Origin of the sequence: Streptomyces sp. NBC_01408 (genome assembly GCF_026340255.1) — a bacterium.
In the GTDB taxonomy this organism is placed as follows: domain Bacteria; phylum Actinomycetota; class Actinomycetes; order Streptomycetales; family Streptomycetaceae; genus Streptomyces.
Window position 1 is genome coordinate 2,028,915 of the sequence record NZ_JAPEPJ010000001.1, and the last position, 16,343, is coordinate 2,045,257.

Annotated in this window: 13 protein-coding genes; 8 read left to right on the plus strand and 5 right to left on the minus strand. The window is 71.8% G+C overall.

All coding sequences use genetic code 11. The features are described from left to right. Window positions 1-107 precede the first annotated feature (107 nt). Window positions 108-923: an ECF subfamily RNA polymerase sigma factor, BldN family gene (locus OG447_RS09535; protein ID WP_266936044.1), complete on the minus strand. Its 816-nt coding sequence runs from the start codon at window positions 921-923 to the stop codon at window positions 108-110. A 360-nt stretch (window positions 924-1,283) separates the two neighbouring features. Continuing rightward, window positions 1,284-2,258, minus strand: a complete 975-nt coding sequence (locus tag OG447_RS09540) for an HAD family phosphatase (RefSeq protein WP_266936045.1) — start codon at window positions 2,256-2,258, stop codon at window positions 1,284-1,286. Between the two features lie 106 nt (window positions 2,259-2,364). Between OG447_RS09540 and OG447_RS09545 the strand changes: the two genes are divergently transcribed. From OG447_RS09545 to hemB, 6 genes are all read left to right on the plus strand, one after another. Continuing rightward, complete coding sequence (locus OG447_RS09545) at window positions 2,365-2,643, plus strand: glutaredoxin family protein (RefSeq protein ID WP_266936046.1); 279 nt, start codon at window positions 2,365-2,367, stop codon at window positions 2,641-2,643. Between the two features lie 273 nt (window positions 2,644-2,916). Next, the gene (locus tag OG447_RS09550; RefSeq protein ID WP_266936047.1) at window positions 2,917-3,726 is read left to right on the plus strand and encodes a redox-sensing transcriptional repressor Rex; all 810 of its coding nucleotides are present in this window, start codon (window positions 2,917-2,919) and stop codon (window positions 3,724-3,726) included. Then, window positions 3,723-5,507 carry a glutamyl-tRNA reductase gene (locus OG447_RS09555; protein ID WP_266936048.1) on the plus strand — a complete coding sequence of 595 codons (1,785 nt, stop codon included), beginning with the start codon at window positions 3,723-3,725 and terminating at the stop codon, window positions 5,505-5,507. Before OG447_RS09550 ends, OG447_RS09555 begins: the two co-directional genes overlap by 4 nt. Then, window positions 5,504-6,472 carry a hydroxymethylbilane synthase gene (hemC, locus tag OG447_RS09560; protein WP_266936049.1) on the plus strand — a complete coding sequence of 323 codons (969 nt, stop codon included), beginning with the start codon at window positions 5,504-5,506 and terminating at the stop codon, window positions 6,470-6,472. Before OG447_RS09555 ends, hemC begins: the two co-directional genes overlap by 4 nt. Further along, window positions 6,469-8,142, plus strand: a complete 1,674-nt coding sequence (locus OG447_RS09565) for a bifunctional uroporphyrinogen-III C-methyltransferase/uroporphyrinogen-III synthase (protein ID WP_266936050.1) — start codon at window positions 6,469-6,471, stop codon at window positions 8,140-8,142. The genes hemC and OG447_RS09565 overlap by 4 nt, the downstream gene beginning before the upstream one ends. A 233-nt stretch (window positions 8,143-8,375) precedes the next feature. Next, complete coding sequence (hemB, locus tag OG447_RS09570; protein WP_266936051.1) at window positions 8,376-9,377, plus strand: porphobilinogen synthase; 1,002 nt, start codon at window positions 8,376-8,378, stop codon at window positions 9,375-9,377. Window positions 9,378-9,571: 194 nt separating this feature from the next. Here the strand turns inward: hemB and OG447_RS09575 are convergent, their stop codons facing one another. The 3 genes from OG447_RS09575 to OG447_RS09585 form a co-directional block, all read right to left on the minus strand. Further along, window positions 9,572-11,191, minus strand: coding sequence for a transporter (locus tag OG447_RS09575; protein ID WP_266936052.1), 1,620 nt, complete (start codon window positions 11,189-11,191; stop codon window positions 9,572-9,574). After that, on the minus strand, window positions 11,188-12,021 hold the full coding sequence (locus tag OG447_RS09580; RefSeq protein WP_266936053.1) for an ABC transporter ATP-binding protein: 834 nt from the start codon (window positions 12,019-12,021) through the stop codon (window positions 11,188-11,190). Before OG447_RS09580 ends, OG447_RS09575 begins: the two co-directional genes overlap by 4 nt. A 148-nt stretch (window positions 12,022-12,169) precedes the next feature. Beyond that, window positions 12,170-12,856: a bifunctional DNA primase/polymerase gene (locus OG447_RS09585; RefSeq protein WP_266936054.1), complete on the minus strand. Its 687-nt coding sequence runs from the start codon at window positions 12,854-12,856 to the stop codon at window positions 12,170-12,172. 214 nt (window positions 12,857-13,070) lie between these two features. On the opposite strand from OG447_RS09585, the gene OG447_RS09590 reads away from it, so the two are divergent. Both OG447_RS09590 and OG447_RS09595 read left to right on the plus strand, forming a co-directional pair. Then, window positions 13,071-14,453, plus strand: coding sequence for a transcriptional regulator (locus tag OG447_RS09590; RefSeq protein WP_266936055.1), 1,383 nt, complete (start codon window positions 13,071-13,073; stop codon window positions 14,451-14,453). A gap of 141 nt (window positions 14,454-14,594) precedes the next feature. Next, entirely contained in the window at window positions 14,595-16,295 is a 1,701-nt protein-coding gene (locus OG447_RS09595; RefSeq protein WP_266936056.1) for a hypothetical protein, read from the plus strand. Window positions 16,296-16,343: the final 48 nt, after the last annotated feature.

The following is a 16,343-nucleotide window of genomic DNA, read 5'->3' on the forward strand; positions in this document are numbered from 1 at the left end:
GCACAACGAGCGTCGCGGCACTTGGGTTACGGACGAAGGATGATCGGACCACAGCGTCATCGAGGGGTCACCGAAATGTGAGGTTGTGTTGTCGTGTCGGAGGGGGTTCAGCGGGCGTCGTCCGGGAGGAGGCGGGCCAGGGTGCGCACCGCCCGGTACTGGAGCGTCTTGATGGCGCCCTCGTTCTTTCCCATCACCCGGGCCGTCTCGGCGACCGAGAGGCCCTGCAGGAAGCGCAGTGTCACGCACTCCTGCTGCTGCGGGTTGAGCTTGCGTACGGCTTCCAGCAGGGCCGCGTTGGAGAGGGACTCCAGGACGGAGTCCTCGGGGCTGCGCTCGACCTCGTTGGCGTCGAGCATCTCGCCGGTGGTGACCTCCAGCCGGAAACGGCTGGACTTGAAGTGGTCCGCCACCAGGTTGCGGGCGATCGTCACGAGCCAGGCGCCGAAGTCGCGGCCCTGCCAGGTGAAGGTGGAGATACGGCGCAGCGCGCGCAGGAAGGTCTCGCTGGTGAGATCCTCCGCGGTCGCCTTGCCGCCGACGCGGTAGTAGATGTAGCGGTAGACCGTGTCGCTGTACTGGTCGTAGAGCCGGCCGAAGGCGTCGGCCTCGCCGGCCTGCGCGCGTTCGACCAGGTCCATCATGCGGGCCTGGTCGCTGTCCGCCGTGGGGCGGCGGGGGGTGGTCTGTGTGCTCGTACCGGCGGCGGCGCCGGAGGCTCCACCCGCGCGGCCGCGTCTGCCCACCGTCGCCCCGCCGTCCGTCAGGGCATAGCAAGGACCGGCCGGGCCGAGGCCGGCAGGTACCGCGGCGGCGAAGGCGGGGACGGCGTACGCGGTGGGGACGAAGCCGCGCAGGTGGTCGAGGACCGTTGCGCGCAGCGTAGCCAGGCCCGAGGCGTCAACCCCGACAGGTGGGTACACGGGACTCCCAGAGGCAGAGCTTCCATCACGTGCAGTGCGGGACCGTTCACCCGTCGTGGCGACAGATGAGCGGTGGCATGCGTTTGAGGAGAATAACGCTTCGTACAGGCAGCGCTACACCCAGTTGCTCAAATCACCGGTTCCGACACTTCTGTTGCGTGTCGAGGGCATATTCAGTCGCAGTTGGTGATCGGTTGGTGATCACTTGGGTGCGCGGAATGGACGCTTCCGAGGGGGCGCGCGACCGGGTCGGGCATGCCGGAGTGCCGCGCGGCGGGCGCGGGTAGAGGTGAGGGAATGCCCGTCACCGGCGGCAGGGCGGCCGGTGACGGGAGCGGGCCCGTGCGGGGCCCGCCGCTGCTACTTGCGGCGGCGGTGCAGGGCGATCGCGGCGGCCGCGCCGCCCGCGATCGCGCCGACCCCGGCGGCGGCCGGGACGCCGACCTTCACGGCCTTGCGGCCTGTCCGATAGTCGCGCAGCCGCCAGTCGTTGGTACGGGCATGCTTGCGCAGTTTTGTGTCGGGATTGATCGCGTACGGATGTCCGACCAGCGACAGCATCGGGATGTCGTTGTGCGAATCGCTGTACGCCGCGCAGCGCGCGAGGTCGAGCCCCTCGGCGGCGGCCAGGGCCCGTACCGCCTCCGCCTTGGCGGGGCCGTGCAGGGGCTCGCCGACCAGGCGGCCGGTGTAGACCCCGTCCACGGACTCGGCGACGGTGCCCAGTGCCCCGGTCAGGCCGAGCCGGCGGGCGATGATCGTGGCCGTCTCCACCGGTGCGGCGGTGACCAGCCACACCTTCTGGCCGGCGTCGAGGTGGGCCTGGGCCAGGGCGCGGGTGCCGGGCCAGATCCGCTCGGCCATGTACTCGTCGTAGATCTCCTCGCCGATGGCCATCAGTTCGCAGACCTTGTGGCCCTTGACGATGGACAGGGCGCTGTCGCGCGCGTCCTGCATGTGCTCGGGGTCCTCGACGCCGGCGAGGCGGAACCAGGCCTGCTGCCAGGCGAAGCGGGCGAGTTCGCGGCGCTGGAAGAACTCGCGCTTGTAGAGGCCGCGGCCGAAGTGGAAGATCGCGGCGCCCTGCATGACGGTGTTGTCGAGGTCGAAGAAGGCGGCGGCGAGGTCGTCACCGGCGACCGGGAACTCCGGTTCGGCCGGGGCCTCGGGCACCTCGGGTGCTTCCGCTTCCGCCGCTTCCGGCGCTCCGGCGAGCGGTGGTGGGGCGTCGGCCAGCGCGGTCTTGCGGGCGGCCTCTGCCGAGGCCTCGCCTGCCAGCACGCTCCGCGCGGTGGCGGAGCGCCTACGGGGGGTGAGCCATCCCAGAGCGGCCATGACGCGAGCATAGCCACTGTGTTCGGGAGTTCCCGAACCGATGGGATGCGGGGGCGTGAACTCTTCGCGGCATGGCTGTTACGGCACGGCGCGCGAGAATGAGGGCATGACTCCTCTGTTGCGCCGCAAGGAAAAGAAGCGTCCCGAAGAGCGGCTGGTGACGCTGATCGGGAAGCCCGGGTGCCATTTGTGCGATGACGCACAGGCCGTGGTCGAGCAGGTCTGCGCGCAGACCGGTGCACAGTGGGAGAAGAAGGACATCTCGCAGGACGAGGAGCTCTACCGGCTGCACTGGGAACAGATTCCGGTCGTGCTGGTGGACGGCGAGCAGCACACCTTCTGGAGGGTGAACCCGGACCGATTGCGGCGGGCATTGGGGGGCTGACCCTCCGCCCGGTTACCATCATGGGCGATTTATGGGGTCTCGGGGGCGTATCTGTGAGGAGTGTGTACGGTTTTGCCCCCTTCGGGATTTGAACGGGTTCGGCGTGCCGCCGGTTCCGGAAATATGGGTCGGGGTTGCGTGACCCCGGTCACTTTGCTCGGACAAAGCGGACACAATCTTTGTGCACGCGTTCACAAAGGCATAGCCTGCTGTCGACGGGGCGGTCCTGGGACAAGTGGCCGCCTGCAGCCCCGCTCATCCCGCAGGAGCATCGTGGCAACTGGCCGAACTCACCGACCGGCGACCCGCAGCCGAGGTATTCCCGAGGCCACTGTCGCCCGGCTTCCGCTGTACCTGCGCGCCCTCACCGCGCTCTCCGAGCGATCGGTGCCCACAGTGTCCTCCGAGGAGCTCGCGGCCGCCGCCGGAGTCAACTCCGCGAAGCTGCGCAAGGACTTCTCGTACCTGGGCTCCTACGGCACCCGGGGCGTCGGGTACGACGTCGAGTACCTCGTCTACCAGATCTCCCGCGAGCTCGGACTGACCCAGGACTGGCCGGTCGTCATCGTCGGCATCGGTAACCTCGGCGCCGCGCTCGCCAACTACGGCGGTTTCGCGTCGCGCGGCTTCCGCGTGGCCGCGCTGATCGACGCCGACCCCGCGATGGCCGGAAAGCCGGTCGCCGGGATGCCCGTGCAGCACACCGATGACCTGGAGAAGATCATCGAGGAGAACGGCGTCTCGATCGGTGTCATCGCGACGCCGGCCGGCGCCGCGCAGCAGGTCAGCGAGCGGCTGATCGCCGCCGGTGTCACCTCCATCCTCAACTTCGCCCCGACCGTGCTGTCCGTGCCCGACGGCGTCGACGTGCGGAAGGTCGACCTCTCCATCGAGCTCCAGATCCTCGCCTTCCACGAGCAGCGCAAGGCCGGTGAGGAAGCGGCGGCCGCCGCTGCCGCCGGCGGCTCCTCCGTGGGCGGCGCCGCGCCCGCCGCGGCCGTGGTCCCGCCCGCCGGGCGGGCCGCCGCCGAAGCGCGCAAGGGCGGTCCCGAGGGCGACGTGCCGGCGGTGATGCCGGCATGAGTCTGCTCGTCGTGGGATTGAGCCACCGCAGCGCACCCGTCAGCGTGCTGGAGCGCGCCTCGCTCTCCGCCGATGCCAAGGTGAAGCTGCTGCACGACACCCTCGCCGCAGAACCGGCGGCGGAAGCGGCCGTGCTCGCCACCTGCAACCGCATCGAGCTCTACGCGGACGTGGACAAGTTCCACGCCGGCGTCGCCGAGCTGTCCACCCTGCTGGCACAGCACAGCGGCGTGGCGCTGGAGGAGCTCACCCCCTACCTGTACGTGCACTACGAGGACCGGGCGGTGCACCACCTGTTCTCGGTGGCGTGCGGGCTGGACTCGATGGTGGTCGGCGAGGGGCAGATCCTCGGACAGATCAAGGACGCCCTCGCGCTCGGCCAGGAACAGCACACCGCGGGCCGGCTGATCAACGACCTGTTCCAGCAGGCGCTGCGGGTCGGCAAGCGGGCGCACTCGGAGACCGGCATCGACCGCGCCGGCCAGTCGCTCGTGACGTTCGGGCTGGAGCAGCTCGCCGTTCACCTGCCGGTGGGGGAGTGGGCTGCCGGGAAGCGGGCGCTGGTCATCGGCGCCGGGTCCATGTCCTCGCTGGCGGCGGCGACGCTGGCGCGGGTGGGTGTCGCCGAGATCGTGGTCGCCAACCGGACCGCGGAGCGGGCGGAGCGTCTTGCCGAGATTCTGGTTGCCTCGGGCACCGGGGTGACGGCTTCCGCCGTCGCCATGTCCGGTGTCCCGGATGAGCTGACACGAGTCGACGTGGTGGTGTCCTGCACCGGTGCGACCGGGCTGGTGCTGACCGCGGACGACGTGATGGGTGCCGTTTCCTGGGCTGCCGCCGATGGGCTCGCACAGGCGGGGCCGGGTTCGGCGCCGGCCGAGCCGGAAAGCCGGGGCGCCGCCCCGGACCCCGCGCCTCAAACGCCGGCGGGGCTGGGTTTGGCTTCGGCGGAGCCGGGTGTGAACGCCGACGGGATGGATGCCGAGGTCGTGGCACGGCTTGTCGCCGCAGCCCGGGATGGAGGCCGACTCGCCGATGCCGGGGCCGCGCGGACCATCACCGCGGGCGCCGCGGTGGACCGCGACGGGTGTCCCGTCGGGCTGGACGCGCCGGCCGGGGACCCCGCACGGGCCGCCGACGGGCGCGCCGCGCTGACCGGGGTCGACGCCAACTCCCTTGAGCTGCACGGGACCTGGGCCGACCAGGGCGAGGCCGCCGCGCAGCGGCAGCCCCGGCGTGGGACCCGTACCCAGGCCGACGGCGCCGCCGTACGGCTCGCGCTGCTGGACCTGGCCATGCCGCGGGACATCGACGCGGCCGTGCACCGGATCCCCGGCGTACGGCTCGTGGACATCGAGTCGCTCGCGGAGGCGTCCGCGGACGCCCCGATGGCGGCCGACGTCGACGCCGTGCGCGCGATAGTCGCCGGCGAGGTGGCCGCCTTCGGCGCGGCCCAGCGGGCGGCGCACATCACGCCCACCGTCGTGGCCCTGCGGGCCATGGCCGCCGAGGTCGTGGCCATGGAGGTGGCGCGGCTCGACGGGCGGGTCCCCGATCTCGACGAGCGGCAGCGGGCCGAGGTCACCCAGACCGTGCGCCGCGTCGTCGACAAGCTCCTCCACGCGCCGACCGTGCGCGTGAAGCAGCTCGCCAGCGAGCCCGGCGGCGCCGGGTACGCGGACGCGCTGCGCGAACTCTTCGATCTGGACCCGCTGACGGTGGCCTCCGTCAGCCGGGCCGACGCGGCCGACAAGAACGACGACTCAGGACGGGCATCATGAATCCACGTCTCGACCAGCCCCTCCGGCTCGGCACGCGGCGCAGCAAGCTGGCCATGTCCCAGTCAGGCCATGTCGCCGACGCGGTACGGGCGGTCACCGGCCGTCCCGTCGAGCTCGTGGAGATCACGACCTACGGCGACGTGTCGCGCGAGAACCTCGCCCAGATCGGCGGGACGGGCGTGTTCGTCACCGCCCTGCGTGACGCGCTGCTGCGCGGCGAGGTGGATTTCGCCGTGCACTCGCTGAAGGACCTGCCGACCGGCCAGCCCGACGACCTCGTGATCGCGGCCATGCCGCAGCGCGAGGACGCCCGGGACGCGCTCGTCGCGCGGGACGGCCTGACCTTCGAGCAGCTGCCCGATGGGGCCCGGATCGGTACCGGTTCGCCGCGCCGTATGGCACAGCTCAACCACCTGGCGCTGTCGCTCGGCAAGCGGATCGAGACCGTGGCGATCCGTGGCAACGTCGACACCCGCATCGGCTTCGTCCGCGACGGGGAGCTCGACGCCGTCGTGCTGGCGGCCGCCGGACTGAACCGCATCGGCCGGGGGGACGAGGCGACCGAGCTGCTGCCGGTCGACAGCGTCCTGCCGGCTCCCGGCCAGGGAGCCCTGGCCGTGGAGTGCCTCGCGTCCGACGCGGACCTGATCGCCGCGCTCGGCGAACTCGACGACCCGTACACGCGGGCCGCCGTGACCGCCGAGCGTTCCCTGCTCGCCGCCCTGGAGGCCGGCTGCAGCGCACCCGTGGGGGCGTTCGCCGACCTGTTGGCCGACGGGCAGATTGTCAATGAAATGCGCCTGCGCGGCGTCGTCGGAACCCTCGACGGCTCGACGCTGGTGCAGCTGTCCACCACCGGTCCCGTGCCCCAGTCGTACGACGAGGCCATGGCGCTCGGCCGCGAACTCGCGGACGAGATGCTGGCCAAGGGCGCGGCCGGTCTGATGGGGGAGCGATCGCTTTGAACCCCACAAGTCCGACCACCTCCGCTTTTCCGGCCGTCGCCGCCCACGGACACGTCACCTTCCTCGGTGCCGGCCCCGGCGACCCGGGTCTGCTGACGCTGCGCGCCGTCGAGGCGCTCGCGGCCGCGGACGTACTGATCGCGGAGCCCGAGGTGCTCGAGGTCGTGCGCACGCATGCGCGCGCGGGTGTCGACACGCCACAGCTGACGATTGCTGACGATGTGTCAGCAGCCGCCGGGGTCCCGGTGATCCGGGATGCCGCCAATCTTGTCATGGAGGCCGCACGGTCCGGCAGGCGGGTCGTCCGTGCCGTCACCGGCGACCCCGGGCTCGACGGGAACACGGCCGAGGAGATGCTCGTCTGCGCCACCGAGGGCATCCCCTTCGAGGTGGTGCCGGGCATTCCGACCGCCGTGGGCGTACCCGCGTACGCCGGTGTGCCGCTGCGCGACAAGCACGGCGACGACAACGGCGTGCGCTTCGTGGACGCGAAGAACGCCTCGGCGCGCTGCTGGACCGAAGTGGGAGCGAGCGACGGGATACTCGTCGTCTCCGCGACGCTGGAGACCGTTTCGAGCGCCGCCGCCGAGCTGGTGAGCGCCGGGCGCAAGCCCGACACCCCGCTGACCGTGACCGTCGCCGGCACGACCACGCGCCAGCGCACCTGGTCCGCGACGCTGGGCACGATCGCCCAGGTGTTCAAGCAGGGCAAGGTGCTGCCCTCGCCCGAGGGCGCGCGCCCGGTGATAGCCGTGGTCGGTGAGCACAGCGCCGCCGCGCGGCGCGAGGAACTGGCCTGGTTCGAGTCGAAGCCGCTGTTCGGCTGGCGGGTGCTCGTACCGCGGACCAAGGAGCAGGCCGCCTCGCTCTCCGACCAGCTGCGTTCGTACGGTGCGGTGCCGCACGAGGTGCCGACCATCGCCGTGGAGCCGCCGCGCACCCCGCAGCAGATGGAGCGGGCCGTGAAGGGCCTGGTCACCGGCCGTTACGAGTGGATCGCCTTCACCTCGGTCAACGCCGTGAAGGCCGTCCGCGAGAAGTTCGAGGAGTACGGGCTCGACGCACGGGCCTTCGCGGGGATCAAGGTCGCCGCGGTGGGCGAGCAGACCGCCGCCTCGCTCGTGGAGTTCGGTGTGAAGCCGGACCTGGTGCCGAGCGGGGAGCAGTCCGCGGCCGGGCTGCTGGAGGACTGGCCCCCGTACGACCCGGTCTTCGACCCGATCGACCGGGTGTTCCTGCCGCGGGCGGACATCGCGACCGAGACGCTGGTCGCCGGGCTGATCGAGCTCGGGTGGGAGGTCGACGACGTCACGGCCTACCGCACCGTGCGCGCGTCGCCGCCGCCGGCGGACACGCGTGAGGCGATCAAGGGCGGCGGTTTCGACGCCGTCATGTTCACCTCGTCCAGCACCGTCCGCAACCTCGTCGGGATCGCGGGCAAGCCGCACAACGTGACCGTCATCGCGTGCATCGGGCCGGCGACGGCCAAGACCGCGGAGGAGCACGGGCTGCGCGTGGACGTGCTGTCGCCGGAGCCGTCGGTGTCGAAGCTGGCGGAGGCCCTCGCCGAGTACGGCGCGGCGCGCCGCGAGGCGGCGAAGGAGGCCGGCGAAACGGTGTTCCGACCGAGCGAGCGACGGCCGGGGGCGCGGCGTCGGCGCACCACCTAGCGGTGGGCTGAGCAGTACGGGGGCGGGGCCCGGCGCGGATTGCGCCGGGCCCCGCCCCCGTTGGCTCGCCTGGGTGGGTGCGGCTTACCGATCGGGGCTCCGCCCCGGAACTCGCGCCTCAAACGCCGGCGGGGCTGGATTTGGCTGGGCTCGGCGCCTCAGGCGTTGGCGGGGCAGGAGGGGGCCCTAGGCTGGACGCGACTGTTCTCGATGCTCGAAGAGGCGACGACAAGATGAGCACGTACGGATCCTTCCCCGGCTCGCGGCCCCGGCGGCTGCGCACCACCCCGGCAATGCGGCGGATGGTCGCCGAGAACCGGCTGCACCCCTCGGACCTGATCCTTCCGGCGTTCGTCCGGGAGGGCATCAGCGAGCCCCTGGCGATCTCGGCCATGCCGGGCGTCGTCCAGCACACCCGGGACACGCTGCGCAAGGCCGCCGTGGAGGCGGTGGAGGCGGGGGTCGCCGGGATCATGCTCTTCGGGGTCCCGGCCGACGAGAACAAGGACGCGCTGGGCACGGCGGGCACCGAGCCGGACGGGATCCTCCAGATCGCGATCCGCGATGTGAAGGCCGAGGTCGGGGACGACCTGGTGATCATGTCGGACCTGTGTCTGGACGAGTACACCGACCACGGGCACTGCGGGGTCCTCGACGAGAACGGCCGGGTCGACAACGACGCCACGCTGGAGCGGTACGCCGAGATGGCGCAGGTCCAGGCCGACGCGGGCGTCCACGTGGTCGGGCCCAGCGGAATGATGGACGGCCAGGTCGGCGTCATCCGGGACGCGCTGGACGGGACCGGGCACGAGGACGTCTCGATCCTCGCGTACACGGCGAAGTACACCTCGGCCTTCTACGGCCCCTTCCGGGAGGCGGTGGCCTCCTCCCTCCAGGGCGACCGCAAGACCTACCAGCAGGACCCGGCGAACGCCCGCGAGTCCCTGCGGGAGCTCGCCCTGGACCTGGAGGAGGGCGCCGACATGGTGATGGTCAAGCCGGCCGGCCCCTACCTGGACATCCTCTACCGGGTCGCGCAGGCGGTGGACGTCCCGGTGGCCGCGTACCAGATCAGCGGCGAGTTCGCGATGATCGAGGCGGCGGCGGAGAAGGGCTGGATCGAGCGCGACCGGGCGATCATGGAGACCCTGCTGGGCATCAAGCGGGCCGGCGCCGACACGATCCTCACCTACTGGGCGACCGAGGTCGCGGGCTGGCTGCGCGAGACCCGCTGAGCCGCCCCGGGGGCCGGGCCGGCCGTCGCCGGCGTCAGCAGGTGGAGACGAGCGGCATTACGAAGGCCCGCCGTCCGGTGGAGGTGTCCGCGTTCACGGGACCCCACTCAACGGGACGGCGGGCCGCGGCACATGAGTGCCGGTATTCAGGCGGGGCCGGGCACCTTCACCCGCCCCGCCCGGAGGCGGCGCCCTCAGCCCTTGCTCACCGCCTGCAGGATCTCCGGCAGCTTCCCGGACACCGCCGGAGCCGACAGGCGCAGGCCCGCCCAGGCGGCCAGGGTGCCCCAGCCCACGCCCAGCGGGACCAGCAGCCAGGACACGCTCTGGTAGTCCGCCACGTTGAACCAGATGGTCAGGGCGATGACCGGTGCGCAGATCGCCGCCGAGGCCAGCATGCCGCCGAAGATGCTCATCCAGGCGAGTCCTCCCTGGCCCGGCGCGACGTTCTTGAAGGCGCCGTCCGTCGGGATGGAGTACGCGAAGCGGGCCGAGGACAGCGCTCCCGTGCACAGCATCGAACCCAGCAGGGCCAGGGACAGGCCCAGGCCCGCGGGGAAGGCCCGCCAGTCGCCGAGCAGGGCGGCCGTGACCACCGTGACGAGGACCGTGTACGGGACCGTGACGAGGGCCAGCGCAGCGGCGCGGGCGCGCAGTTCCTCGTAGGCGTCGCGGGGGGTCGAGATGGTCTGCGCGACCATCCAGAACGCCGAGGTGTCCTGCCCGAACTGGTTGTACATCTGGACGCCGAGCATGCCCGCGCCGAAGCAGGCGAAGTAGACGGAACCCGTGCCCTGGAGGGCGTTGAAGACCGGCACGATCATGCCGATCGCCAGCGCGGTCACCCAGGAGGCCTTGGTCTTCGGGTCGCGCACCGCGTACCGCAGGGTGCGCTGCATGGTCGCGCCGGTCCGGCCGGCGGGCAGCAGGGACCACAGGCCGTGCTCGCCGCGGTCCTTGGCCGGCGCCGCCGCCGAGATGGTCGAGCCGTCCGGCGTGACCATCAGCTTGGTGAGGCTGCGTTCCCAGAACCACAGGAGCAGGGCCAGCGCCACGAGGGTCAGCAGCAGCTGGGCCGCGGCCCGGGCGTACGCGCCCTCGCTCGCCGAGTCCACCATGCCGACGGCGGTCGCGGGCGGCAGCCACCGCACCACTTCCTCGACGGGTTCCAGCCGGGCCATGCCGCCCGCCTCGAACAGGCGCTGGCTGGCGAAGTTGGCCACCTGCGCGCCCACCGCGATCAGCAGGCCGCTCAGCAGGGCCAGGTCGCGCCCCTTGCGGCTGGTCAGCAGCCGCACGTTGGCCGTGGCCACCGCCCGGGCGAGGGCCACGCAGACCAGCAGGAGGAGGGGGACGGCCAGGACGGCGGCCACCGTACCCGCGGCCCCGCGGGCGACCGCGATCACCGAGCCGACCGCCAGGCACAGCGTGAACAGCGGGCCGATACCGACCAGCGAGGAGGACAGGAGGGCCCGTACCAGCGGACGCGGCTGGAGCGGCAGCATCACGAGACGGCTCGGGTCGAGCGTCTCGTCACCGGTGGGGAAGAACAGCGGCATGAAGGCCCAGCCGAGCGCGAGGATCGCGGCCAGCAGGACGACGACCGTGCCGGCGCGGGCGTGGCCGTGCAGCATGGCCATGCCGAGGGTGACGAAGAAGCCCACCACCAGGGCGAAGGCCAGCGTCGAGAAGTACACGGCCTTTCGCTTCGAGGAGCCCTTCAGGCCGTTGGCCAGCAGCGACAGCTTCAGCCGGACGAAGATCGGGGTGAGGGCCACGGGCGGTGTGCGGTGGGGCGCGGTGGCGGTCGTCATGACTTCGCCGCCCCGCCGAGCCAGTCCAGCGAGTCGCCCGCCGCGTCGCGCCCGTGGGCGCCGACCAGTTCGAGGAAGGCGGCCTGCAGGGTGGGCGCGGTGCCCCGTACGTCGGCCAGCGGGCCGGCGGCGCGGATCCGGCCGGCGGCCATGACGGCCACCCAGTCGCACAGGGACTCGACGAGCTCCATGACGTGGGAGGAGAACACGACCGTGGCACCGGAGGCGGTGTAACGTTCCAGCACCCCGCGGATGGTCTGGGCCGACACCGGGTCGACCCCCTCGAACGGCTCGTCCAGGAAGAGGACTTCGGGGTTGTGCAGCAGGGCGGCGGCCAGGCCGATCTTCTTCCGCATGCCCGTCGAGTAGTCCACGACCAGCTTGTTCTGCGAGCCCGCGAGGTCGAGGACCTCCAGCAGCTGCGTGGCCCGCTTGTCGGTCTCCTCGCCCGGCAGGCCGCGCAGGCGCCCCATGTAGCCGAGGAGTTCGCGCCCCGACAGCCGCTCGAAGAGCCGCAGCCCCTCCGGCAGCACGCCGATCCGGGACTTCACCCGCACCGGGTCGGCCCACACGTCGTGTCCGGCGACCAGGACCCGGCCCATGTCCGGGCGCAGGAGTCCGGTCACCATCGACAGGGTCGTCGTCTTGCCCGCGCCGTTCGGACCGACCAGGCCGATGAACTTGCCCGCGGGCAGGTCCAGATCGATCCCGGCGACGGCCACCTGCTCCCCGAAGCGCTTCCACAGACCTTCCACCCGCACGGCGGACGGCACGGATCGCGCGCCACCCGTTCCGTACGCCCCACCCGTCGCATCACCCTGGTCCGGCATGCGCCTGCCTCTCGTTCCGTCCCCGTTGGTCGTTCTTTCCTCACCATAGGAGGACCGGGAAGGGCCTGGGCAGTTACGTATGTCATGAACTTGCCGGTACAAACGGCGTGGTGGCGTGGTGGCGTGGTCGCGGGTTCGGACGGCGTGGTCACGCCCCCTTGCGGGTCCGGGCCGCCGCCGCCTCGCGTCCGCACGAGTACGCGAGGGCGTCGATCAGCTCCTCCGTGTCCGGCAGCCACCGGTTCGCCGGCGTGGGCCGCCGCGCCCACTGGACCGATCCCCGGCCGCCGAAGCGGGTGGGCGGGGCGGCCACGTACTCGCCCTCGCCGCGCGCGGCCAGGTCGATGGTGGAGGGGGACCAGCCGAGCTTGCGCACCAGGTCCGCGATCTTCGCCCCGGCGCCCGGCAGGACGAAGAACAGCATCCGGTGATCGGGGGTGAGGGCCACCGGTCCGATGGTGCGCTGCATCCGCTCCAGCCGGGCCAGGGCCAGGAACCCCGCGGAGTCCGGGACGTCGAGCGCGTCGAAGGTCCGGCCCGTCGGCATCAGGATCGAGGCCTCGGGGTGCTTCGCCCACACCCGCCGGACCTGCACCGCGCTGCCGGTGGCGAGCGTCGCCCAGTCCTTGACGGCCGGGTGCGCGCCCGGCGCCGGGCAGTCCGCGGCCCCGCAGGAGCACAGCTCGCGCCCGTCCGCCACCTCCAGCCAGGTGCCGGCGAAGACGTCCCAGTGCCGTTCTTCCGCGTACCGCACGGCATGGTCCAGCAGCTGCTCGCCGCGCTGCTTGGGGATGGGTGCGGTCTCCGTGACTCCGATGGTCTCTTCCACGCCCATCACAACTATCCGGGTCACCGGGGGTTACGGGCGTAAACCAGCCGGTGGAAGGAGCATCGATCCTGCATACGGGGCGCACGGATGCACGTGCGGGGGCGCGTGGGAGGCCGGGGCGCCGGAGTTGGGTAGCGACACCACGCAGAGCGGAAGATTCTCCGCACATCAGGCGGGAAGTGATCATTCGAAGGATCACCCGCGGCCACAGGGGGTTTTCATGGCAGCCAGGCCTCTCGTCGCCCGCCAGCCGAACGAACGGCTGCAGGCGCTCATCCAGGAAGCCGGGTGCTCCAATGCCGGGCTCGCCCGGCGGGTCAACATGTGCGGGGCCGAACACGGTCTCGATCTCCGCTACGACAAGACCTCCGTGGCCCGCTGGCTGCGCGGACAGCAGCCGCGCGGCCGGGCGCCCGGCATCATCGCCGAGGCCCTCGGCCGCAAACTCGGCCGGACCGTCACCATCGACGAGATCGGCATGGCCAACGGCAAGAACCTCGCCTCCGGCGTCGGCCTGCAGTTCTCCCCGACCGTCATCGGCGCCATCGAGCAGGTCTGCGAGCTGTGGCGCAGCGACGTGGGCCGCCGCGACTTCCTGGCGGGCTCCAGCGTGGCCGCCTCGGCACTGGTCGAGCCCAGCCGCGACTGGCTGATCACCGGGGCCGACGCGCAGGTGGCGCGCAGCGGCGGCTCCCGGGTCGGGATGTCCGACGTGGAGGCGGTACGGGCCACCACGGAGGCCCTCACCGAACTCGACCACCGCTTCGGCAGCGGGCACGTACGGCCCGTGGTCGTGCACTACCTCAACTCCGTGGTGTCCGGGCTGATCGGCGGCTCCTACCGGGAGCCGGTGGGCCGGGCGCTGTTCGCGGCCGTGGCCCGGCTCACCGAGCTCGCGGGGTACATGGCCGTGGACACCGGCCAGCCCGGGCTGGCGCAGCGGTACTACATCCAGGCGCTGCGCCTGGCGCAGGCGGCCGGGGACCGCGCGTACGGGGGCTACGTGCTCGCGGCGTCCATGAGCCACCTCGCCGCCGAGCTGGGCAACCCGAGAGAGATCGCGCAGCTGGCGCGGGCCGCGCAGGAGGGCACCCGCGGGCAGGTCACCCCGCGGGTGGAGGCGATGTTCTACGCCGCCGAAGCGCGCGGGCACGCGCTGCTCGGGGACTCCAGGGCCGCGGCGGTGCTGTCCTCGCGGGCGGTGACCGCGCTGGAACGGGCCGAACCGGAGTCGGGCGACGACCCGGTGTGGATCCGGCACTTCAACGAGGCGTACCTCGCGGACGAACTGGCCCACTGCCACCGGGACCTGGGCCAGGCGGACGAGGCGGGCAGGCGGGCGGAGGAGGCCCTGCGGAGCCTCCCTGCGGGCAAGGCGCGCCGCCGGGCCATCGGGCTGCTGCTGCTGGCGGCGGCGCAGGTCCAGCAGCGGGAGGTGGAACAGGCCTGCCAGACGGCCACGCAGGCCGCGGACCTGCTGGAGGGGCTCCGCTCGAACCGCGGCACGGAGTACCTGGCGGACTTCCGGCTGCGGCTGGAGCCGTACCGGGAGGAGGCGGCGGTCCGGGAGTTCGGGGCGCGGCTGGAGGCGCGGGCGGCGTAGCTGTTGATTCGGTTGTTGGTGGCTATTGGCCATCGGACATCTCGTATGAGTGAACGGGCAGGGTCGCAAGCACGCGAATGTCGGTGGAGACGTCATCGTTGGTGGAGGCCGTAAGAACTGCTGTGCGGGTTGGGGAGGGGTGTGCTGGTGGCGCGTGATGGGGGTCGTCGGAAACAGGCACTGCGGACGCTGGCTGATCCGTTCGTCGTGTCGGCGCCCTCAGGTGCGCGTATCCGGGATCGCCTGCACCTGTCCACCCCTGATGCCGAGGTCTTGTGGATTGTTGGTGGGCATCTCGGCCAGCACGCCCGGGCTGATCTTGCTGAGCGGGTGCGGATCGGGGTGGTGCCGGCGAAGCGCAATGGGCGGGCGGAACGCAAACGCGCGCTGACGACGGTGTCATCGTCGCGGTGGGCGGGTGCCATGACCCGGGCCAGTGAGGACCAGTATCAGCTCAGTGCGCGGTGCTTGTTCGATGACCGGGCCTCTCTCCGCCGGGTCATAGCAAAGATCGGTAAGCGTCTGGCGGTGCCGTGCGGTCGGCGCTTGGGAGGTGTTCTCGGGTACCCGGACCGGGCCGAGCGAGCGCAGAAGCAGCGCCGGTTACAGGTACTCACCGCACCCTTGGCCGAGGTGGAGCGGCGGATCGAGGCGGGGCGTCCGGCGATCGTGGTCGGCGGTCACCGACTCGCGAAAAACCGGCACCATCTCGCCGCTGCCGGTCTGACCGAAACCGAGTGGCGGGAGCGGTGGGACGCGCAACGGATGTTCCTCACGGCCGACGGGGAGTCGGGGGCGCCGTACGGGAACTACACGATCAGCGTGGACCCGGCCGAAGGCACGGTCACGTTTGTACTGCCCGAACCTCTGCGGCACCTCGCCAACGCCCCACGCGGCCGCTACCGGCTCGCCTGCGCCGTCACGTTCAACCACCGCCGCGAAGAGTGGCTGGACCGGGCCACAGCCAACCGGGCCGTTCGCTACGACATCGTGTGCGACCCCGAACGCGGCCGCTGGTACCTCGATGCTTCGTGGTCCACCCCGAAGACAGCGCTGCCTACACCCGTCGAGCTGGTTGCCACGGGTGTCCGGCTACTGGCTGTGGACCTCAATGCAGACCACCTCGCCGCCTGCGTCGTAGACGCGCACGGCAACCCGGTCGGTGAGCCCTTCACCGTGCCCACCGACCTGAGCGGGTCCGCATCCCGGCGCGACGGGCGCCTGCGGGCCGCGATCACGGAACTGATCAACCTCGCCGAGACGAACGGCTGCGCCGGTCTGGCGATTGAGAACCTCGGCTTCGCCGACGCCCGCGCTACGGGCCGCGAGACGATGGGCCGGGGCAAACGCGGCAGGACGTTCCGCCGCACTGTCGCCGGTCTGCCCACAGCGCGCTTCCGGGAACGGCTGCGCGGTATGGCCCACCATGCCGGCCTCGTCGTCGTGGCGGTCGATCCCGCCTACACCTCCCGCTGGGGAGCCCAGTACTGGGAGCAGCCGCTGCAGCAGCAGGCGAAGACCGTCGACGTCACCGGCCACCATGCGGCCGCCGTGGCGATCGGCAGGCGCGCCCTCGGACACGGGATACGGCGTCGGCCAGGTGTGACCGCAGACGACCAGAGGATCGTGGCGCGGAGAGCTACCGGCCAGACCGTCCCCCGCCCGAGGGCACGCGGGAACGCGAGCCCGCCAAGGACCACAGGCACGCCCCACCAGGGCACCAAGACCTGCCGGGGCCGAAGCGGTCAACTCGTGATGTTCCCTGTCTCCAAGACCGTTCGGGAGACAACCGGGCACAGCCCGGGCCACGGTGATTCGGCCGACATTGGCCATCAACCATAGGAACGGTAGCGTGAGCCGACGGTTCCGTAGGTTCGGGCAAGTCGGAGA